We start from the raw sequence: 20906 nt of genomic DNA on the forward strand, positions 1-20906 counted from the left end.
AAAGTATAAGATATTATTATTTATATTTGTCCTTTAATTCCTCTCAAAAAACATGTCTACAGTTTCAATTATTGAAGTAAAAACAGCGGGTCAGCTCAAGCAATTCGTAAGATTTCCAATGGATTTGTATAAAAACAATCCCTACTACGTTCCGTCCTTTATCAATGACGAAATCAATATTTGGAATGCGGATGAAAATCCTGCGCTTCAATATTCGGAGGCCAAACAATATCTGGCTTACAGGAATGATAAGATTGTAGGAAGAATTGCAGTTCTCATCAATCATAAGGAAGAGAGAGAATTAGGAATTAAAAAAGTACGTTTTGGATGGATCGATTTTATTGATGATGCTGAAGTTTCAAAGGCATTAATTCAAAAAGCGGTTGATTATGCCAAAGAAAAAAACATCAACAAAATTGAAGGTCCAATGGGCTTCACCAATCTTGACAAAGCTGGAATGCTGATCAAAGGCTTCGACCAGCTGGCAACAATGATAGGAATTTACAATAATGATTACTATCCAAAACATCTTGAGAACCTGGGATTGACTAAGGAAAAGGAATGGGTAGAGTTTGAAATCATCTTCCCTGAAACGTTACCGGACAAAATTCATAAATTCAACCAGCTTATTTCTGAAAAATACAAGCTGAAGGTTTTAAAATTCAAAACAAAAGAAGAGATTATTCAGTATGTGGATCCTATGTTTGATCTTCTGGATGAAACTTACAAACATCTTTCCACGTATACTCCTATTTCGGATGAACAGCGCAAAACCTACAAAGAAAAATATTTCAAACTGATCGATAAAGATTTCATTGTTTGTATTGCTGATGAACACAATAATCTGGTCTCATTCGCTATTACAATGCCTTCTTACTCCAAAGCACTGCAGAAGTCAGGAGGAAAACTGCTTCCTTTTGGCTGGTGGCATTTCTTACAGGCAGGAAAGAAAAATGACAGAGCAAACTTCTACCTGATCGGAATTCATCCGGATTATCAGAGAAGAGGCGTAACTTCTATTATTTTTAAAGAAATCTGGGACATATTCAGAAAAAAGGGAGTAAAATACCTTGAAACCAATCCCGAACTGGAAGAAAACAAAAGTATTCAGCTTTTGTGGCAGGATTACAATCCGGTGAATCACAAAAGAAGAAGAACGTATTCAATGGAACTCAACTAATTGATACCGCAATTAGTAAAACGTAAACTTACCACCCAAACTTTGAACTTTATGAAACCACAGCTTATCATATTTGCTATTTTAATTGCCGGATTTATCGGTTACAACATCTTTTTTCAGTCGCCCGATGACAAAACCAACACGGTAATTAATATTCTTTTTGCCAGTATTCTTTTTGGATACATCTCCTTTATGGCCTATACTCTTCTTAGAAAAATGAAAAAATAAGAAATCTGAAATTATAATAAGATTCAATGAAATAAATTTATATTTGTTCTGACTAATACCCAACAGCATGAGCAAAATATTATTTTTCATTGGAATATTGTTTATTCCGGCATCAACCTATTCGCAGGAATTTTACGTCAATACATTTTCTGTAATTAACTTTACTAACTTCACCAACGGCGTCTATAAATTTGATGTTTCAGGTCCTTTGGAAGTTCCCGAAACCTCCTGTACAGCCAATATTACAGCCAACGACATATCCACAGACATTGCCATTGACAGCAATAATAATCTGTATTATGTTACCAATTCGGGATTATTATACAGAAAAAAAAGCAGCAATACAATTTGTGAATTCTTAGGTGATTTCACGACTGGCAACGCTGCAGCCAACTCACTGGTAGCCGATTCCGGAAATTATCTATATGCTGCCGGAACTAACCCCAACGCACTCTACAGGTATGATATCAATACCGGTACTTTCACAGAGATCGGTAATCTCTCGGATGGCCAGACTCCTTCAGGAGATTTATTCTTCTATGAAAGCAGGCTTTTTTTAACTACCACGGAGGGAATTGTTGAAATTAACCTGGAAAACCCAACCCAGAGCTGTCCTTTCATGACCATCAATACAGCGAACCCATACGCCGCTTTTTCTATTGATTACGGAACATATTCAAAAGCCTATCTGATAACATACGGCAACAATAAATCCACCTTGTCTGAAATTGATATGGTGAACAAACAGATAGGAACTCCCATACGAACTTATAACCATCTCATCTATGGTGCTGCTGCCCGTTATAATATTACATCCACCAACACGACATGCAGTCTCACCCCATTAAATACCAAAGAAACTTCCGCATCAGAAACCTATTTCAATGTAAACAATCCCGCGAAGCATACGATGATATGCCATACCAATATTCCACGCAATGAAATCATCTCAATATATCTGTTTGACAACTCAGGTAGGATGATCAAAGACTTCTCGAATCAAAAAAATATTGAAGGTTTGAATATCTCCGATATGCCCGATGGAATATATCTTTTGGCAGTTACTACAAAAAAAGGGGAAAAACACACCAAAAAAATAATCATAAAAAGCTAATTTTTATTGATTCTAAATTACCGATTTAACTCATTTTCATCCGACTTTTAAGCTGATAAATTTCATGCTTTCTTGTTTATTCGCTAAATTTGCAAATTGAGATAATAATGCAAAAATGAATTTACCTGAAAGTTATATTCCAATCCTTATCCAGGCTGGTGTAGCAGTAGGATTTGTAGCTGTTTCTTTGCTTGGAGCACATTTCTTAGGCCCACAGCAGAAAAAAGGAAACTCTGTAAAAAACCAAAGCTGGGAATGTGGGGTTCCTGTAGAAGGAAACGCAAGAACACCGTTTTCTATCAAGTACTTCCTGACTGCGGTATTGTTCGTACTATTCGATATTGAAATCGTATTCTTTTATCCTTATGCTGTCAACTTCAGAGAATTCGGTATGGAAGGATTCCTTGCCGTACTTACATTCGTTGCGATCTTCTTCGTAGCGTTTTTCTATGTCTGGAAACGAGGTGCTCTGGATTGGGATAAATAAATTTTAACATTAAAAGATTGAACAATTTAATCATTGAAAAACAGAGATGATTAAATTTTATAAACATTTTAATCTTTAAATATCAACAAAAGAAAATGTCAGATAAAAAACCAGTAATAAGAACAGATGCACCTGCTCCCGAAGGCTATGAAGGAGAAGGGTTTTTCGCAACAAAACTGAGCAGTGTAATCGGGATGGCAAGAAAGTTTTCACTTTGGCCGTTACCCTTTGCAACCTCTTGTTGTGGTATCGAGTTTATGGCTACCCTGAACCCGACTTATGATGCTTCAAGATTTGGTATGGAAAGAAACTCTTTCTCTCCAAGACAAGCAGATATGCTGATGGTTTGCGGAACTATATCAAAGAAATTAGGACCAGTCCTGAAAGAAGTTTACACTCAGATGGCTGAGCCGAAATGGGTGGTAGCAGTTGGAGCTTGTGCTTCCAGCGGTGGTATTTTTGATACGTATTCTGTACTTCAGGGAATTGATAAAATTATTCCGGTAGACGTTTATGTTCCCGGATGTCCTCCAAGACCTGAACAGATCATTGAAGGCGTAATGCAGGTACAGGCTCTTGCAGAAAGCGAAAGCATCAGAAGAAGAGACATGCCTGAATATCAGAAATTATTAGATTCTTACAACATAAGCAACTAAACGGAAATGACAAACGAATTTGTATTAGAAGCTATCACAAGAGAATTTCCGGAATCTGTCATTTCAAGTTCAGAACCTTATGGAATGCTGACGATTGAAGTGAAGAAAGAAGATATTAAGAAAATCATTCACTATCTGAAAGATTCATCACTGGAATTTAATTTCCTTACGGATATCTGTGGTATTCATTATCCTGAATTCCCGGAAAAGGAAATTGGTGTTGTTTACCATTTGCATAATATGATGGCCAATTTCAGATTACGTCTGAAAATCTTTATGTCCAGAGAAAATATTGAAGTAGACTCTCTTGTAGAGCTATTTGCAGGAGCCAACTGGATGGAAAGAGAAACGTATGATTTCTATGGGATTAAATTTAAAGGACACCCGGATCTCAGACCTATTTTAAATATGGAAGATCTTGGATACCACCCAATGTTGAAGGAATATCGCCTTGAAGACGGTACAAGAACCGACAAGAACGATAGCATGTTCGGAAGATAAAAAAGCGAATGGCCAATGGCAGCTAGCCAATAGCCAGAAGCAAATAGCTAAAAGCAATCATTATGAAAGATAACTCATTATCTAATATACTAAACCAGTACGAAAGTAAGGAACAGATTGACGGACAATTATACACCCTGAATCTGGGACCTACCCACCCTGCTACGCACGGGATTTTCCAGAATATCTTAACGATGGACGGAGAAAGAATCCTTCATGCAGAGCAAACCGTAGGATACATCCACAGAGCATTTGAGAAGATTTCTGAAAGAAGAAACTATTCTCAGATCACTACCCTTACCGACCGTATGAATTACTGTTCTGCACCCATCAATAACTTAGGTTGGCACATGACAGTAGAGAAGCTGATTGGTGTGGAAGTTCCAAAACGTGTAGACTATATGCGTGTGATCCTGATGGAGCTAGCCAGAATCGGTGACCACCTGATCTGTAACGGGGTAACCGGAATGGACTCAGGAGCGATTACAGGTCTTACTTATATGTTCATCGAAAGAGAGCGTATTTATGACATGTATGAGCAGATCTGCGGAGCTAGAATGACCACCAATATGGGAAGAATCGGAGGTTTTGAAAGAGATTTCACCCCTAAGTTTCATGAGTTGTTGAAAGACTTCTTAAAAACTTTCCCACCAAGATTCAAAGAATTCTGTACTTTATTAGAGAGAAACAGAATTTTCATGGACAGAACCATCGGTACAGGAGCTATTTCTGCCGAGAGAGCATTAAGCTACGGTTTCACAGGTCCAAACTTACGTGCAGCAGGGGTAGATTATGATGTAAGAGTTGCACAGCCTTATTCTTCATACCAGGATTTCGACTTCATTATTCCTGTAGGAACTTCAGGAGATACTTACGACCGTTTCATGGTTCGTCAACAGGAAATCTGGGAATCAATCAAAATTATCAAACAAGCATACGAAAATCTTCCGGAAGGACCATTCCACGCGGATGTCCCTGATTTCTATCTTCCTGAAAAGGCCGATGTCTATCAGAAAATGGAAGCATTGATCTACCATTTCAAAATTGTAATGGGAGAAACTGATGTACCGAAAGGAGAAGTTTACCATGCTGTGGAAGGTGGAAACGGAGAATTAGGTTTCTATCTTGTGAGTGACGGAGGAAGAAGCCCTTACAGACTTCACTTCAGAAGACCATGCTTCATCTACTATCAGGCCTACCCTGAAATGATTACAGGTTCTGTAATTTCAGATGCCATTGTAACGATGTGTAGTATGAATATTATTGCGGGAGAATTAGACGCATAACTGGAATTATAAATTTTGAATTATAAATTATAAATTGATTTTAGACCGTTATTCATTTAGAATTTAAAATCTAAAATCTAAAATTTCAAAAATGAGCGAAACAATAGCTTTTAAACCGGAAAGTTTAGCACAGGTACACAAAATTATCGCAAGATATCCTGAAGGAAGACAGAAATCTGCTCTTCTTCCTGTACTTCACCTGGCACAAAAAGAATTCGGAGGATGGTTAGATGTTCCTGTGATGGATTATGTTGCCGGACTATTAAGTATCCAACCGATCGAAGTATATGAAGTGGCTACTTTCTATACCATGTTTAATATGAAGCCGGTAGGTAAATATGTATTGGAAGTTTGCAGAACAGGACCTTGTATGGTTTGTGGAAGCGAAAAAATCCTTGATCATATCAGAACCAAACTGAACATTAAGGATGGGGAAACTACTGAAGACGGTATGTTCACTTTAAAGCCTGCTGAATGTCTTGGAGCATGCGGATATGCACCTATGATGCAGCTAGGAAAATTCTTTCATGAAAATTTAACGATAGAAAAAGTAGATGAAATCCTTGATCTTTGCAGACAGGGACAAGTTGCTTTAGACTAATAGAAATTTTAAATTCTACATTTTAGATTTTAAATTATTCAGTTATTTTTTTTAATAATTATAAAAAGCTAGAAGCCAAAAGCCAATAGCGAAAAGCATAATAAACAATGAGTAAAAAACTTTTACTTAAAGACGCACATATAGAAGGTATTCGCCACTTTGAAACTTACCGTAAACAGGGAGGTTACACAGCCGCTGAAAAAGCCTTGAAAATGACTCCTGACGAAATTCTTGAAGAAGTAAAAGCTTCGGGGCTAAGAGGTCGTGGTGGAGCTGGATTCCCAACAGGAATGAAATGGAGCTTTCTGGCAAAGCCTGAAGGTGTTCCAAGACACCTTGTTGTGAATGCGGATGAATCTGAACCCGGAACATTCAAGGACAGATATCTGATGGAGTTCCTTCCTCATCTATTGATCGAGGGAATGCTGATTTCTTCTTACTGTTTAGGTTCCAATACTTCTTATATCTACATCCGTGGAGAATATTCATGGATTCCGGATATCCTTGAAGAAGCTATTGAAGAAGCCAAAGCAGCAGGATTTTTAGGTAAAAATATTTTAGGAACTGGTTTCGATCTTGAAATCTATGTACAGAGAGGTGGTGGAGCATATATCTGCGGTGAAGAAACTGCATTGCTTGAATCCCTTGAAGGAAAAAGAGGTAACCCAAGATTAAAACCGCCATTCCCGGCTGTAAAAGGTCTTTGGGAAAGACCAACGGTGGTAAACAACGTTGAATCTATTGCGGCAGTAGTTCCAATCATTGATATTACAGGTGCTGAGTATGCTAAAATAGGTGTTGGAAGATCTACAGGAACGAAATTGATTTCTGCTTGTGGAAACATCAACAAACCAGGTGTATACGAAATCGATATGACAATCACTGTGGAAGAATTCATCTATTCTGATGAATATTGCGGTGGTATCAAAGATGGTAAAAGATTAAAAGCTTGTATTCCTGGAGGAAGTTCTGTTCCGATTGTTCCGGCTAATTTATTGTTGAGAACCGTGAACGGAGAGCCAAGATATATGAACTATGAATCATTGGCAGATGGTGGTTTTGCTACCGGAACGATGATGGGTTCAGGAGGTTTCATCGTTTTGGATGAAGACCAGTGTATTGTAGATCACACCATGACATTGGCAAGATTCTACAACCACGAAAGTTGCGGACAATGTACTCCTTGCCGTGAAGGAACGGGATGGATGTACAAGATTTTAAAGAAAATCGAGAAAGGAGAAGGAAAAATGGAAGATATCGATCTACTTTGGGATATCCAGAGAAAAATCGAAGGAAATACGATTTGTCCGTTGGGTGATGCAGCAGCCTGGCCGGTTGCAGCAGCGATCCGTCACTTCAGAGATGAATTTGAGTGGCACGTGAAAAACCCAGAGTTGTCTCAGACACAAAACTATGGATTGGCACATTATGCAGATCCTATCCCGGCTGTTGAAAAGAATGCGTAGGTAAGATGAAAAAATTATTGGTTGTCGGCTTAATGATGTCGAATCTTGTATTTGCACAGAACAAGAAGAGTGATACCGTAAATTATAACAGATCCGTTGAAGAGGATTTGTCATATTTAGTGAGTGAGAAAGAGCAGATTAAAGCTGAGAAAAAGGAAAAGCCTTTACCACTAAGCAAAAAGGGTCAGGTTTTCGTATTTTATGGATGGAACAGAGCCGCTTATAGTAATTCTGACATTCATTTTACCGGAAACGGATACGATTTTCAGCTGAATAATGTAACCGCACAAGACAGACCTACAAAATTTGGAATTGTCTATTTTGATCCAAGCTGGTTTACTGTAACACAGTATAATTTCAGAATAGGATATTTCATTAAAGACAATTTAGCGTTGGTATTGGGGATAGACCATATGAAATACGTTATGGATCAGAACCAGACTGTAGGTTTCAAAGGACATATTTCAGATCCTGAATATGCAGCAATGGTTCAAAACGGGCAGGTTAATCTTGCAGATGAGAAGTTCCTTACTTTCGAACATACAGACGGACTTAATTATGAAAACTTAGGTCTTGAGAAATACAAAAATCTTGTTCATAAGAAAAATATAGATTTAGTATGGTCTTATGGGGCCGGAATCGGATTTATGTTTCCGAAAAGTAATGTAAAACTTTTTGGTAACGAAAGAAGTGATCGTTTTCACGTTGCGGGTATGGGAACCGATATCAGATCCAGTCTTAACTTAGTATTCTGGAAAAACTGGATGCTGAGATTAGAAGGAAAAGCAGGATATATCAATATGTGGGACATCAAAACCACGTTGAATAATAAGCCGGACAAAGCACGCCAGGATTTTGTTTTCGGACAGATTCTGGGAGGAATTGGATACACATTTAATACAAAGAAATATAAATAACAAAGCCTATTGCTTAACGCATAAAGCTTAAAGCATATCATATGAGCGAAGAAGTTAAAAAATTCAAAATAACTATAGACGGACAGACTACTGAAGTTTTGCCTGGTACTTCTATTCTGGAAGCTGCAAGACAAATCGGTGGTAAATCTGTACCTCCTGCAATGTGCTACTACAGCAAGTTGGAAACCAGTGGAGGAAGATGTAGAACTTGTCTTGTGGAAGTTTCTAAGGGATCCGAAGCAGATCCTCGTCCTATGCCAAAATTAGTAGCAAGCTGCAGAACTAATGTAATGGATGGGATGGAAGTAAAAAATCTTACTTCTGAGAAAGCTCAGGAAGGAAGAAAAGCCGTTACCGAATTCCTATTGGTAAATCACCCGCTGGACTGCCCTATCTGTGACCAGGCAGGAGAATGTCATCTTCAGGACTTAGGATATGAGCATGGTGTGGAAAATACAAGAACAGAATTCGAAAGAAATACTTACGAAGCTGATGATCTTGGACCGAACATCAAACTAAATATGAACCGTTGTATTCTTTGCGCAAGATGCGTACTGACTGCTAACCAGCTTACAGAAACAAGAGAACACGGTATCCTTTTCAGAGGAGATCACGCTGAAATTTCGACCTATTTAAATAAAGCTTTAGACAATGACTTCATTGGAAACGTTATCGACGTTTGCCCTGTAGGAGCATTAACAGACAGAACAGCACGTTTTGCAAGCAGAGTTTGGTTTACAAAACCGATGAACGCAACTTGTAAATGTGATAAGTGTTCCGGAAAAGCTGTTGTATGGTTTAAAGGAGACGAAATTGTAAGAGTAACTGCAAGAAAAGACCAGTGGGGTGAAGTAGAAGAATTCATCTGCGATACATGCCGTTTCGAAAGAAAAGCTTTATCAGACTGGAACATCGAAGGTCCTAGACATATCGACAGACATTCTGTAATTTCATTGAACCACTACGAAAAGCCTAAAGATGAGCTAAGAGTTTTAGACAATCCGATGGCTAAAGAAATCAGTGAAAAAGACGAAAAATAAAATTTGAAAATGAGGTAATTTGAAAATGAGAGTCTCTGTTGATGTGATTGCTACAATTTCCATCTTCCAGCTCCCATCTTCTAACCTTTAACATCTATAAAAATAAAAATGGATTTACTTACATTTAAACTTATACTTGTACTAGCACTTTTCCTGCTGTCACTTACGATTGCAGCCTACTCTACCTGGGCAGAAAGAAAAGTAGCCTCTATCATGCAGGATAGAATTGGTCCTAACAGAGCCGGACCTTTCGGATTGCTGCAGCCTCTTGCTGACGGTGGAAAATTCTTCTTTAAAGAAGACTTTACGCCTGCCAATGCAGAAAGATTCCTTTTCGTATTGGGGCCAGCTTTGGTAATGTTTATTTCATTGATTACAGGAGCTGTGATTCCTTGGGGTAAAAGTTTAAATATTGCAGGTACTTCTTTTGATCTTCAGGTAGCAAACATCGATGTTGGTGTACTTTTCATCATCGGTATGGCTTCCATCGGGGTTTACGGAATTATGATCGGAGGTTGGGCTTCGAACAACAAATATTCATTACTAGGTGCTATCCGTGCTTCTTCTCAGATGATTTCTTATGAATTGGCGATGGGATTAGCACTTCTTTCTATCATCATGATGTCAGGAAGTTTGGATTTAAAAGAAATCACTGAAAGTCAGACAACCGGAAAATTATGGGGCGTTATTCCTTGGGTTTCAGGATTGAACTGGAACATTTTCTACCAGCCGATTGCATTCCTTGTTTTCTTTGTAGCTGCTCTCGCAGAAACCAACAGACACCCTTTCGATTTACCTGAGTGTGAATCTGAATTGGTAACTGGATATTCTACAGAATACTCTTCCATGAAGTTAGGATTATATATGTTCGGAGAATATGTGAACATGTTTATTTCCAATGCTTTTATGGTTGTCCTTTTCTTTGGAGGGTATAACTATCCTGGTATTGAATGGGTAACTCAGAACTGGGGAGAAAATGCGGCAGGAATCTTAAGTATCGTGGCATTCCTTACGAAAACAGTAATCGGAATTCTGATCTTCATGTGGATCAGATGGACACTTCCAAGATTCAGATATGATCAGTTAATGCACTTAGGATGGAAAACATTAATCCCAATGGCATTGGTAAACCTATTAATTACAGGAGCTGTAATTTTAGCGTTCCAGTAAATTTGAGATTTGATGTTTGAAATTTGAGATTCAACTAATTGACTTTAAATTAGTAATTTTAAGAATAATAATTTCAAATATCAAATACATGGCAACGATAAATAATTTTGAAGATTTAGAAATATGGCAGCAATCAAGATGTCTTTGCCAATTGATTCAAAAAGAATGTTTGTTGAATCCAAAATTTCTAAACCACGATAAAAACCAGATTGACAGATCATCTGCATCAATTATGGATAATATAGCTGAAGGGTTTGAAAGAGAAGGTAATAAAGAATTTATAAACTTTCTTACCATGTCTAAAGGTTCTGCTGGAGAAGTTCGTTCTCAATTAATCAGAGCTTTTGACCGAAATTATTTAGATGAAGAAGTTTTTAATTTTTTAAAAAGCCAAACAATATCTTTGTCTAAACAGCTGTCAGGATTTATAAATTATTTGAAGATGACAGACCACAACGGAAATAAATTTAAAAGAAATAATAATTAATAATTAAGGGTTTGAGAGATAAAATCTTACTAATAAATTTCAAATCTCAAACTTCAAATTTCAAATTATATAATGAAATTAACTAACAGATCAAAAGTTGTTTCCAATAAAGAAATGACCCTTGCTGAAAAAATCTACCTTCCTGCCATCTTTACAGGGATGGGGATTACATTTAAGCATGCTGTAAGAACCGTGATAAAGGGTGCTCCCGCAGTATATTCGTATCCGGAAGTACAGAAACCAAGAACCACCATCTGGAGAGGCCAGCACGTTTTGAAAAGAGACGAAGAAGGCAGAGAAAGATGTACAGCTTGTGGACTTTGTGCGGTAGCTTGTCCTGCAGAAGCCATTACGATGACTGCTGCTGAAAGAACTAAAGAGGAAAGAGGTCTTTACAGAGAAGAGAAATACGCTTCAGTATATGAAATCAATATGCTAAGATGTATTTTCTGTGGTATGTGTGAAGAAGCTTGTCCTAAATCTGCCATCTATCTTACTGACAGATTGGTAGATGTAGAAACCAACAGAGGTTCTTTCATTTACGGAAAAGATAAATTAGTTGAAAAAATAAATGAAAGGATTGATATCACGACAAGACAATCCGAGAAACAAAAAAATGCGGTAAAATAATGGATCAGTTTTTATTTTTCTTGGTGGCGTTTTTAGCAGTGGCAAGTGCTGTTTACTTTGTATTTGCAAGAAATCCTCTTTATGCTATTTTGTCATTAATTGTTACGATGTTTTCAATTGCCGGAATGTACATTCTTCTCAATGCACAGTTCCTGGCAATCATCCAGATTATTGTTTACGCAGGTGCCATTATGGTACTTTTCCTTTACATCTTAATGATGCTTAACCTTAATAAGCAAGACGAAAGTAAGAAGAACAATACTTTAAAATTTGTTGGAGTTTTTACGGCAGGTCTTCTTTTGGTAGGCGTACTGGGAGTTTTCAGAGGAGTAAAAGACAATCACATTGTTGTTGAAAATGTAGACAGAGGTGTTGGTCTTACCAAAAATCTGGGTAGACTTTTGTTTAATGAATATGTTTTACCGTTTGAGCTTGCTTCCATCCTAATTCTGGCAGGTATTGTAGGCGCGGTATTAATCGGTAAAAAAGATTTATAAAATTATGGGAGAAGTAAATACATTTATACAAAGCATCCCTTTGGACTACTTCATCATTCTTTCATCAGTATTGTTCTGTTTGGGAGTAATGGGAGTATTGCTTAGAAAAAATGCTATTGTGATTCTGGGCTGTGTAGAGCTTATGCTGAATTCTGTAAACCTTTTATTGGCAGCTTTTTCAGCGTATAAAGGCAACGGCGACGGACAGCTTTTAGTTTTCTTCATTATGGTGGTAGCTGCGGCTGAAGTAGCAGTAGGTCTGGCAATTATTGCGATGCTATATAGAAACACCCGTTCTGTAGATGTGAGTATATTTAATAAATTAAGAGGATAAGAATGGAGAATCTAGTATATGCAATAGTACTTTTACCACTTTTAGGGTTTCTTATTAACGGGCTATTCGGGAAAAACCTTCCCAAAATATTGGTAGGATCTTTGGCTACAGCTATGGTTTTCGGATCATTCTGTATTGCGGTAAGTATTTTCATGAATTTCAATTCTGAAAGCCAGCCTGTTATTGTAAAAGCTTTTGAATGGTTTAGAGTAAACGGAGTTCAAATCAATTTTGGATTCCAGATTGATCAGCTTTCTTTAATGATGGTGATGATCATTACGGGTATCGGTTCACTGATCCACTTATACTCTATCGGATATATGAGTCATGATAAAGGATTCTACAAGTTTTTTACTTACCTGAATCTTTTCATCTTCTCGATGTTACTTTTAGTAATGGGAAGCAACTACCTTATCTTATTCATCGGATGGGAAGGTGTAGGTCTTTGTTCTTACCTGTTGATCGGATTCTGGTATACCAACGAAGAATACGGTAAAGCAGCAAGAAAAGCTTTCATCATGAACAGAATTGGTGACCTTGCGTTATTGATCGGTATTTTCATGATCGCTTCTCAAACCAATGCTGTAGATTATCTTTCTGTAGCAGAAAACGCTTCAAAATTTGAATTAGACGGAACAGTGATTATCTTTATCACAGCGAGTTTATTCATCGGTGCTACCGGTAAATCGGCTCAGGTTCCATTATATACATGGTTACCGGATGCAATGGCCGGACCAACTCCTGTATCAGCGTTGATCCACGCGGCAACGATGGTTACAGCAGGTATCTATTTGGTAGTAAGATCCAACTTCTTATTTACTTTAGCACCAACTGTACAGGGAGGAATTTTATTCATCGGATTCTTAACCGCTGCTTTAGCAGGATTCTATGCATTACGTCAGAACGACATCAAAAAAGTATTGGCATACTCTACAGTTTCACAGCTTGGATTTATGTTCATTGCTTTAGGTCTTGGAGCATACACAACAGCAATGTTCCACGTAATGACACACGCTTTCTTTAAAGCTTTATTATTCTTAGGTGCAGGATCTGTAATCCATGCGATGAGCAACGAACAGGATATGCGTTTCATGGGAGGTCTTAAAAAATATATTCCTCTTACCCACGCTACATTCCTTATCGGAACATTAGCCATCTCAGGTTTCCCTTTATTATCAGGGATGATCTCTAAAGACGAAATTTTAGTAGCAGCTTTCGCTAAAAACCCTGTTTACTGGGTAATTCTATTTGTTTTAGCGGCAATGACTGCAACTTATATGTTCAGACTATACTACCTGACATTCCACGGAGAATTCAGAGGAACAGAAGAACAAAAACACCACTTACATGAAAGCCCGTCTAATATGACATTACCATTGATCGTATTGGCTATTCTTTCTGTAATCGGAGGTTTTATCAACCTGCCACACTTCATCGGTCACGGGCACTATGCTAAACTGATGGAATGGTTAAAGCCAGTTCTTACGGAACAAAGCTACAGCCAGATGGAAGCTACTCTTTCAGGAGTGCCTTTCAATACTGAAATGATCTTATTAGCAGCTACAGTATTAATGTTCTTCACTGTATGGTTCATCGTTAGAAATACTTATGTAAGTAAGAAAAAGATGGCTGTTGCAGAGGAAAACTATACCGGATGGGAAAAGCTTTCTGCTAAGAAATTATACGTTGACGAACTTTACAACGCATTGATTGTAAAAACTGTTGAAGGATTAGGACGCGGAGGAAAAATGTTTGATAAGGGTATCTTAGACCGTTTTGTAAACTTTGTAGGTGATGGTGCTGAAGACAGCGGAAAAGCTATGAAGCGTGTACAGAACGGAAATGTAGAGACATATATCCTTATCATGTCTTTAGCGGTGGGAATTATATTAATTGTTAACTTTTTATTACAATAATAATGTCTTGTTTGTTATTAACATTATTACTATTACCTCTAGTAGGTTCGGGATTAGTTTTTGCCTGGAAGAATAATTCCAGCAAATATTTGGCGCTTGGAATTGCATTGGTACAAATGCTCCTTACGTTTTACGTACTTTCGGATTTTGATTTTACTCCGACAGTAGACAGCGTATTGCAGCATGAGATCAATTATCCATGGTCACGATTTATGAAAAGCTCTCTTCACTTCGGTATCGATGGGATGAGCATGCTTCTTTTATTATTGACCAACATTCTGGCTCCAATCATTATTTTATCATCTTTCAATGAAAATGTAAACTACAGAAATACATTCTACGGACTGATTCTGTTGATGCAGTTTGGTCTTGTAGGAGTGTTCACTTCTTTAGACGGATTGTTATTCTACATTTTCTGGGAAGTAACTTTGATTCCAATTTGGTTCATTGCCGGACTTTGGGGACAAGAGAATAAAAGGTTCGAGTTCACTACGAAATTCTTCGTATATACATTCGTGGGATCACTATTTATGTTAGCCGGATTGATCTATGTGTACAACCACTCTGCATCATTCGCTTTAACAGATTTATATAATGCGCAATTGAACGAAGTACAGCAGACTGTGGTATTCTGGTTTATTTTCTTTGCTTTTGCAGTGAAATTACCGGTATTTCCTTTCCATACATGGCAGCCTGATACGTATACCTACTCTCCTACTCAGGGATCCATGTTATTATCAGGGATCATGCTGAAGATGGCAGTATACGGTGTAATGCGTTATTTACTTCCAATCACTCCACTTCCGATTGCCGGAATTTCAGGACAGATCGTAATTATTCTTGCTATTGTAGGAATTGTTCACGGTGCGTTGATCGCTATTATCCAAACGGATATGAAGAGAATCATTGCGTATTCTTCTTTCTCTCACGTAGGATTGATGGTAGCAGGGATCTTCGCTTCTGCAGTAGTTACTTTAAGAGGAACTTTCAATGTAGAAGGTGCTGAAGGAGCTTTGGTACAGACATTTGCTCACGGTATCAACGTAGTAGGTTTATTCTACTGCTGTGATATTTTATATAAGAGATTTAAATCAAGAGACATCAGACAAATGGGTGGTTTAGCTAAAGTAGCGCCTAAGTTTGCGGTGTTGTTCCTGATCATCATATTAGGTTCAATGGGAGTTCCATTAACCAATGGATTCATCGGGGAATTTATTTTGTTGAAATCTGTTTATGATTTTAACGGAACAGCAGCAGTAATTGCTGGTCTTACGGTAATTCTTTGTGCGGTGTATTTATTGAGATTCTACGGAAAAGCAATGTTTGGAGAAGGAGATGAAGCCGTTTTAAGTACAGCAAAAGATTTATCAGGCGTAGAATTTTCTGTATTGGCAAGTTTAGCGGTTTTTGTGATTTTACTAGGTATTTTCCCACAACCGGTAATCGACATGGTGAGTAGTTCGGTGAAGTTTATCTACCAATCAATGGTAAGTTAATTTGATATTTTAAGAAATGAGTGTTTTAATTATTGTTTTCCTAACGGCAGTTATTGCGTTATTTTCAGGAGTTTTTGAACAAGGAAAATTCGCAAGATACATTGGGATTTTGGGATTAATCATTGCATTGTACGTAAGTTTTATGCCGGAATGTTCGTTTTTCGATCATTACAAGCATATGTATGAGTACAGTGACAATACCGCATTATTCACTAAAATATCAATCGTAACAACTTTATTATTATTCTTCCTGGGCGGTTTTGCATTCAGCAATCACAGAAGCCACCAGTCAGAATTATATGCATTAATGCTATTCGCATTATGTGGAGGGATCATCCTTTTCGGATACCAGAACCTGGTGACGATGTTCTTAGGAGTTGAGATCCTTTCTATTCCATTATATGTAATGGCTGGAGCTAACAAAACTGATCTGAGATCCAACGAAGCTTCTATTAAATATTTCCTTATGGGTGCATTCGCAACAGGTTTCTTACTGTTCGGTATTGCGTTCATCTACGGAAGTGCAGGAAGTTTTGATCTTTACAAGATTCATGATTTTGGAGTAGCTAATTCAGGGAATGTAATGTTCATCTTAGGAGTATTACTTATTCTTTGTGCATTGGCGTTCAAAGTAGCTTTGGCACCTTTCCACATGTGGAGCCCTGATGTATATGCAGGTTCTCCTTCATTAATCACAGCTTTCATGGCGAGTGTAGTAAAGATCTCAGGATTCTTTGCGCTGTTCAGATTGATGACGCTTGGCTTCGCTGGGGTAACTCACGAGTGGATTAATGTTTTAGGTGTATTCTTAATCATTACTTTACTTTTGGCAAACGTTATGGGTCTTGCTCAGACAAATGCAAAAAGAATGTTGGCATACTCTTCAGTATCTCACGCAGGATATATCGGATTGGTATTCTTCGGAATGACGAGCCTTTCTACTTATAACCTTGCCTTCTATCTGTTTGCTTATTCTTTATCTACAGTAGGAGTTTTCATGTGCCTGATCTGGGTAGAGAAATTAAAGAGAGAAACGTCTTTCGGAGCCTTCAAAGGATTGGCAAAAACTGAACCTTTATTAGCAACAGCTGCAACAATCTCTATGCTTTCAATGGCAGGAGTTCCGTTAACAGCTGGTTTCATGGGGAAATTTGCTTTATTCTCCCAGGCTATGAACGGTGCAGCTTTCTTAGTATTGGTAGCTGTGTTAGGTTCTGCCCTATCTATTGCTTACTATTTAAGACTGATCATTGCGATGTTCTTCTTTAAAGAATCAACATTCAAATCATCAGAAAAAGTAACCCTTACTTACAATATCATTGGAGTAGTTGTTATTGCTTTGATCATCATCCTTGGAGTTTTCCCGGATCTATTTGCAAGAATGTTCGGATTGTAAAATCAGAACTCTACAATATAAAAAGCACAACTTCTCAGTTGTGCTTTTTTATTATCTTATTTAAATAATTAATATCTTACCCAAAAAATTACAATTTTTGTTTATCAGTAAATCTATAATCTGTCTGTATAAAAAACAGTAAGGAATTATAAAATACCTTACAGAGTTTCCCAAAGCACCTGCAAATTATGTACAATAAAATAAAAATTCCACACGATCAATATTCTCCTTTTTTCATAACTTTACTTTAAATTTTTCAGCTCTTGGCTAATCTCTATAAAAAAGACTCTCCCTTTCAGGTTTATATATCATTCAAAAAATATTTGGATGTTCTGGAACATATCCGATATAATGACAGATTGGAATACAGGGTCAATTATGCGGAGTCTTTACTAGAGAGCACCAGAAATTTTAAAGATCTTAGAGAAGGATTTCAGGACACGACCCTTCTTGAAAAACATGAAGACCTCATCAGACTACTTCTTGCTGATCTTTTCCCAACGGGTCTTACCAAAAACGAAATAAAAGCAGCAAGTATTCCGCTTTCCAATATTACTTTCAACTATACCGAAAGGTTTAAAGATATTCTGAAAGACGCAGGAAAAGACTTCGAAATAGAACTCAGAAATATTTCAGATAATGAATTTTATGTATTCTGCTGTTGTCTGATTCTTCAGAGCTACTTCAAAAAAGATATTAAAAGTACCATTCCGTTTTATTATGATATTCCCAACAAACAGGGAATCATGAAACATTATAAAATTACGGTCAATTCAGATTTTACCGAAATAACGCCTACAGAAGAAGCCAGAATTCCATCTGATGACGTTCTGGATATGCTTCTGGAAAATCTTGATGACTTTAAGCTTTGGAAGAAATATTTCCCATCTCAATCCTGGATATTGAAAGGATTTACCATTATTTCACTGGTAGACTGCACCTCTGAAGTTGCCCTTTCTGATCTGAAATCAAGCATGATTGAAATTGATCCGGAAAATATGAATCCCAACGAAAATCTTACGGAAATTTTCAAATCTTATTTTGATGTTCCGGAACTCAGTTTCGGGTTAATGACATTCAATAAAAAGGAACAGAAACTGGATAAGCTCCCGATCTATGAGAGTCTTCTTACCAACCATATCCTGGATTTCTGGATCAATGCATTTGATGAAGAAACGCGTAAGAGTACTTTTAATAATTTAAATCACAATTCAAAACCTGTAGTCGTTTCCAATGTAAATAACCTGGAAGAAAATGTCAAGCTGCTTCCTTCCTTCAGTATTTTAAAGGATAATAATGTGAACAGTTTCATGGTAATTCCTATCATGAAAGATGGTGAACTCCTTGCGATCATGGAATTCACCTCTCCTATTGCCGGAAGTTTCAATGGTTTAAAACTAAAAAAACTGGAGTTTTTCACCGATATGGTTCTTTTTTCTCTGAACAGATTTTACTTTGAGAAAAATTACCAGATTGAAGCTATTATCCAGCGTGAATATACAACCATCCATGACAGTGTGGTCTGGAAATTCAGAAATGAAGCTGAGAAATATTTTACGGCATCGCTGGGAAAAAAAATATACACCTTAAAGCAGATTGCATTCAAAAATCTGACTCCTTTGTTTGGGGTTTCAGATATCCGTTCTTCTTCTGAAAAACGTTTTAATCTGATGCTGCAGGATCTTAATCAACAAATTGAATGGCTGAATGAAGTTTTGACACTCACCAATTCCGATTCGGAAAAATTTGTACTGGCACTGGATGTTTTTGAGAATGAGATCAACAACGAGATCAAAGCAGATACGGAACAACGTTTTCAGAGATTGTTAAGAGAAGAAATTCATCCTTTTTTACAAGGGAAGCTGGAAATTAAAACGTCCAGGGAAATAAAAGCAAAGATCAAAGACTATTTCTCCCACATCTTTACTTCTACAGATCTGTTTTATCATCACAGAAAAAACCTTGATGATTCTATCACTCTGGTCAACCGGAAACTGGCAGATATGCTGGACGAAAGCCAGGTAAAAGCACAGGAAATTTTCCCGCACTACTATGAAAGATTTAAGTCAGACGGTGTGGAACATAATCTGTACAGTGGCTCTACCATCGCTCCTGACCTGCACTATACTTCGAAAGTAGTTCACAAACTGAGATACTGGCAGCTGAAAACCATCTGTAAAATGGAACTTGAATTTCAGTCGTTCAAAAAGTATCTTCCGGTACCACTTGATATTGCTTCACTGATTTTCGTATATAATGAAAAAATAGACATCCGTTTCAGAATGGATGAAAAACGCTTTGATGTAGACGGAGCTTACAATTCCTATTACGAGATTATCAAAAAGCGACTGGATAAAGCCCATATCAAAGATTCTTCAGAACGCATCACTGCTCCCGGAAAAATTACGATCGTTTATTTCGGCATGGAAAACCAAAAGGAATATCTGGATTATATTTCTAAACTCCAGAAAAAAGGAGTTTTACAAAATGACGTAGAATTTTTAAGAGTAGAAGATCTTCAGGGAATTACAGGATTGCTGGCGCTGAGGGTATCTTTTACACTTCCGGAGGAATAGAAAACTAATCCACAAAATAAGTATCCGGTTTCTTCAACTCCCCTTGTGGAATTCCTGCCTGCTCACAAATAGAAAACTCAATCGTACGACAGATGCTGTTCAATGCAAGGTCATTTTCCTCTTCGCCAAAAGGTTCACCAATCTCCTGAATAATGGCATCAAGAGCAATAAAGGTGTAGCTGATCAACAAAACGATCAAAGGCATCATCCAGCCTAAAGAATCTACCAGCCCGAAAGGAAGCCAGAAACAATAGAGATAAACAGTACGATGCAGCAAAACACTGTAAGCAAAGGGTAATGGTGTATTGTAAATCCTCTCACAGCCTCCGGAAATATTAGAAAACTGGTTCAGCTGATGATCCATCGAAGTCATGACAATGGTATCTATATTTCCTTTTTTATTCTGTTCGTTGAGCCAATCTGCAATAAATCCAAGAATAATATTGGGAATAAATTTCTTATTCTTCACCTGTTCTAATTGTTCAGATGAAAGCAGTCTCTCAAGATGTTCTGTACCAGATTTATCTCTTAATTGAAAATTCAGTGACCAGGAAAATGCAGAGATCAGCTTGATGATTCTCTCTTTTTCCTCTTTAGCTTGAGGAGAAGAATCATTCACTAAGGATAAAATCTGTCTTGTGAGAGATCTGGTCTCAATGACAAGTAATCCCCACAGTTTCCGTCCTTCCCAGAAACGGTCATAACTTGCAGAATTACAGAAACCCATAAAAATAGCGAGCGCCAATCCTATCAATGTAAAGATGGTAGGATTAAGATGTACTTTATAGTCAAAGATTTTTCCTTTGAAAAAATAGATAGCTAAGGAAAACAGCGTGATAATGGAAAGCTGAACAACAATTTTCTTTAATACGGATCCTCTCCATATAAATAACATTTTCAGCCAATTGGTACGCTGTCTGACAATCAT

21 protein-coding genes are annotated in these 20906 nt (G+C 37.4%); 20 read left to right on the forward strand and 1 reads right to left on the reverse strand.

All coding sequences use genetic code 11. The features are described from left to right. The first annotated feature begins 52 nt into the window (after nt 1–52). From RAH34_RS17510 to RAH34_RS17605, 20 genes are all read left to right on the forward strand, one after another. A complete protein-coding gene (locus RAH34_RS17510; protein WP_114820913.1) occupies nt 53–1180 on the forward strand; it encodes a GNAT family N-acetyltransferase in 1128 nt (375 codons plus the stop codon). Nucleotides 1181–1231: 51 nt separating this feature from the next. After that, a complete protein-coding gene (locus RAH34_RS17515; protein WP_185144340.1) occupies nt 1232–1408 on the forward strand; it encodes a hypothetical protein in 177 nt (58 codons plus the stop codon). A 67-nt stretch (nt 1409–1475) separates the two neighbouring features. Continuing rightward, nucleotides 1476–2522, forward strand: a complete 1047-nt coding sequence (locus tag RAH34_RS17520; protein ID WP_306596963.1) for a T9SS type A sorting domain-containing protein — start codon at nt 1476–1478, stop codon at nt 2520–2522. Nucleotides 2523–2637: 115 nt separating this feature from the next. Next, nucleotides 2638–3009, forward strand: a complete 372-nt coding sequence (locus tag RAH34_RS17525; protein WP_034693436.1) for an NADH-quinone oxidoreductase subunit A — start codon at nt 2638–2640, stop codon at nt 3007–3009. A gap of 95 nt (nt 3010–3104) precedes the next feature. Beyond that, nucleotides 3105–3665 (forward strand): NADH-quinone oxidoreductase subunit B, encoded by a 561-nt coding sequence (locus RAH34_RS17530; protein WP_002983540.1) that lies wholly within the window; start codon nt 3105–3107, stop codon nt 3663–3665. A 6-nt stretch (nt 3666–3671) separates the two neighbouring features. Then, nucleotides 3672–4166, forward strand: a complete 495-nt coding sequence (locus RAH34_RS17535) for an NADH-quinone oxidoreductase subunit C (protein WP_062675584.1) — start codon at nt 3672–3674, stop codon at nt 4164–4166. A gap of 62 nt (nt 4167–4228) precedes the next feature. Continuing rightward, nucleotides 4229–5452 carry an NADH dehydrogenase (quinone) subunit D gene (gene nuoD / locus RAH34_RS17540; RefSeq protein WP_089697003.1) on the forward strand — a complete coding sequence of 408 codons (1224 nt, stop codon included), beginning with the start codon at nt 4229–4231 and terminating at the stop codon, nt 5450–5452. 91 nt (nt 5453–5543) lie between these two features. Beyond that, nucleotides 5544–6053, forward strand: coding sequence for an NAD(P)H-dependent oxidoreductase subunit E (gene nuoE / locus RAH34_RS17545; protein ID WP_062675585.1), 510 nt, complete (start codon nt 5544–5546; stop codon nt 6051–6053). Nucleotides 6054–6160: 107 nt separating this feature from the next. Next, a complete protein-coding gene (gene nuoF / locus RAH34_RS17550) occupies nt 6161–7519 on the forward strand; it encodes an NADH-quinone oxidoreductase subunit NuoF (protein WP_306596964.1) in 1359 nt (452 codons plus the stop codon). Between the two features lie 5 nt (nt 7520–7524). Beyond that, nucleotides 7525–8436, forward strand: coding sequence for a hypothetical protein (locus tag RAH34_RS17555; RefSeq protein WP_185144341.1), 912 nt, complete (start codon nt 7525–7527; stop codon nt 8434–8436). A gap of 41 nt (nt 8437–8477) precedes the next feature. Then, nucleotides 8478–9476 (forward strand): 2Fe-2S iron-sulfur cluster-binding protein, encoded by a 999-nt coding sequence (locus tag RAH34_RS17560; RefSeq protein WP_034693425.1) that lies wholly within the window; start codon nt 8478–8480, stop codon nt 9474–9476. A 108-nt stretch (nt 9477–9584) separates the two neighbouring features. Continuing rightward, nucleotides 9585–10646 carry an NADH-quinone oxidoreductase subunit NuoH gene (gene nuoH, locus RAH34_RS17565; RefSeq protein ID WP_306596965.1) on the forward strand — a complete coding sequence of 354 codons (1062 nt, stop codon included), beginning with the start codon at nt 9585–9587 and terminating at the stop codon, nt 10644–10646. Between the two features lie 88 nt (nt 10647–10734). Further along, nucleotides 10735–11133 (forward strand): four helix bundle protein, encoded by a 399-nt coding sequence (locus RAH34_RS17570; protein WP_306596966.1) that lies wholly within the window; start codon nt 10735–10737, stop codon nt 11131–11133. Between the two features lie 72 nt (nt 11134–11205). Beyond that, complete coding sequence (locus RAH34_RS17575) at nt 11206–11763, forward strand: NADH-quinone oxidoreductase subunit I (protein ID WP_034693420.1); 558 nt, start codon at nt 11206–11208, stop codon at nt 11761–11763. Further along, nucleotides 11763–12260: an NADH-quinone oxidoreductase subunit J gene (locus RAH34_RS17580; RefSeq protein WP_034693417.1), complete on the forward strand. Its 498-nt coding sequence runs from the start codon at nt 11763–11765 to the stop codon at nt 12258–12260. The genes RAH34_RS17575 and RAH34_RS17580 overlap by 1 nt, the downstream gene beginning before the upstream one ends. A gap of 4 nt (nt 12261–12264) precedes the next feature. Further along, nucleotides 12265–12594: an NADH-quinone oxidoreductase subunit NuoK gene (gene nuoK, locus RAH34_RS17585; RefSeq protein ID WP_002983557.1), complete on the forward strand. Its 330-nt coding sequence runs from the start codon at nt 12265–12267 to the stop codon at nt 12592–12594. A 2-nt stretch (nt 12595–12596) separates the two neighbouring features. After that, nucleotides 12597–14510 (forward strand): NADH-quinone oxidoreductase subunit L, encoded by a 1914-nt coding sequence (gene nuoL / locus RAH34_RS17590; RefSeq protein WP_034693414.1) that lies wholly within the window; start codon nt 12597–12599, stop codon nt 14508–14510. Nucleotides 14511–14512: 2 nt separating this feature from the next. Continuing rightward, nucleotides 14513–16006 (forward strand): NuoM family protein, encoded by a 1494-nt coding sequence (locus RAH34_RS17595; protein WP_114820916.1) that lies wholly within the window; start codon nt 14513–14515, stop codon nt 16004–16006. A gap of 16 nt (nt 16007–16022) precedes the next feature. Continuing rightward, nucleotides 16023–17402 carry an NADH-quinone oxidoreductase subunit N gene (locus RAH34_RS17600; RefSeq protein WP_306596967.1) on the forward strand — a complete coding sequence of 460 codons (1380 nt, stop codon included), beginning with the start codon at nt 16023–16025 and terminating at the stop codon, nt 17400–17402. 263 nt (nt 17403–17665) lie between these two features. Next, nucleotides 17666–19978: a GAF domain-containing protein gene (locus RAH34_RS17605; RefSeq protein ID WP_306596968.1), complete on the forward strand. Its 2313-nt coding sequence runs from the start codon at nt 17666–17668 to the stop codon at nt 19976–19978. Nucleotides 19979–19982: 4 nt separating this feature from the next. Here RAH34_RS17605 and RAH34_RS17610 read toward each other — a convergent pair whose 3' ends face one another. Continuing rightward, entirely contained in the window at nt 19983–20906 is a 924-nt protein-coding gene (locus RAH34_RS17610) for a bestrophin family protein (protein ID WP_306596969.1), read from the reverse strand.

Source organism: Chryseobacterium sp. WLY505, from assembly GCF_030846215.1.
Lineage (GTDB): Bacteria > Bacteroidota > Bacteroidia > Flavobacteriales > Weeksellaceae > Chryseobacterium.

What these genes read in the sequence shown, in the direction of transcription:
- nuoD (WP_089697003.1), top strand. Translation starts at nt 4,229, where the DNA reads ATGAAAGATAACTCATTATCTAATATACTAAACCAGTACGAAAGTAAG.
- nuoH (WP_306596965.1), top strand. Translation starts at nt 9,585, where the DNA reads ATGGATTTACTTACATTTAAACTTATACTTGTACTAGCACTTTTCCTG.
- nuoF (WP_306596964.1), top strand. Translation starts at nt 6,161, where the DNA reads ATGAGTAAAAAACTTTTACTTAAAGACGCACATATAGAAGGTATTCGC.
- nuoL (WP_034693414.1), top strand. Translation starts at nt 12,597, where the DNA reads ATGGAGAATCTAGTATATGCAATAGTACTTTTACCACTTTTAGGGTTT.
- RAH34_RS17575 (WP_034693420.1), top strand. Translation starts at nt 11,206, where the DNA reads ATGAAATTAACTAACAGATCAAAAGTTGTTTCCAATAAAGAAATGACC.
- RAH34_RS17595 (WP_114820916.1), top strand. Translation starts at nt 14,513, where the DNA reads ATGTCTTGTTTGTTATTAACATTATTACTATTACCTCTAGTAGGTTCG.
- RAH34_RS17535 (WP_062675584.1), top strand. Translation starts at nt 3,672, where the DNA reads ATGACAAACGAATTTGTATTAGAAGCTATCACAAGAGAATTTCCGGAA.
- RAH34_RS17600 (WP_306596967.1), top strand. Translation starts at nt 16,023, where the DNA reads ATGAGTGTTTTAATTATTGTTTTCCTAACGGCAGTTATTGCGTTATTT.
- RAH34_RS17530 (WP_002983540.1), top strand. Translation starts at nt 3,105, where the DNA reads ATGTCAGATAAAAAACCAGTAATAAGAACAGATGCACCTGCTCCCGAA.
- RAH34_RS17510 (WP_114820913.1), top strand. Translation starts at nt 53, where the DNA reads ATGTCTACAGTTTCAATTATTGAAGTAAAAACAGCGGGTCAGCTCAAG.
- RAH34_RS17610 (WP_306596969.1), bottom strand. Translation starts at nt 20,906, where the DNA reads ATGATTGTCAGACAGCGTACCAATTGGCTGAAAATGTTATTTATATGG.
- nuoK (WP_002983557.1), top strand. Translation starts at nt 12,265, where the DNA reads ATGGGAGAAGTAAATACATTTATACAAAGCATCCCTTTGGACTACTTC.
- RAH34_RS17525 (WP_034693436.1), top strand. Translation starts at nt 2,638, where the DNA reads ATGAATTTACCTGAAAGTTATATTCCAATCCTTATCCAGGCTGGTGTA.
- RAH34_RS17580 (WP_034693417.1), top strand. Translation starts at nt 11,763, where the DNA reads ATGGATCAGTTTTTATTTTTCTTGGTGGCGTTTTTAGCAGTGGCAAGT.
- RAH34_RS17515 (WP_185144340.1), top strand. Translation starts at nt 1,232, where the DNA reads ATGAAACCACAGCTTATCATATTTGCTATTTTAATTGCCGGATTTATC.
- RAH34_RS17520 (WP_306596963.1), top strand. Translation starts at nt 1,476, where the DNA reads ATGAGCAAAATATTATTTTTCATTGGAATATTGTTTATTCCGGCATCA.
- nuoE (WP_062675585.1), top strand. Translation starts at nt 5,544, where the DNA reads ATGAGCGAAACAATAGCTTTTAAACCGGAAAGTTTAGCACAGGTACAC.
- RAH34_RS17555 (WP_185144341.1), top strand. Translation starts at nt 7,525, where the DNA reads ATGAAAAAATTATTGGTTGTCGGCTTAATGATGTCGAATCTTGTATTT.
- RAH34_RS17570 (WP_306596966.1), top strand. Translation starts at nt 10,735, where the DNA reads ATGGCAACGATAAATAATTTTGAAGATTTAGAAATATGGCAGCAATCA.
- RAH34_RS17560 (WP_034693425.1), top strand. Translation starts at nt 8,478, where the DNA reads ATGAGCGAAGAAGTTAAAAAATTCAAAATAACTATAGACGGACAGACT.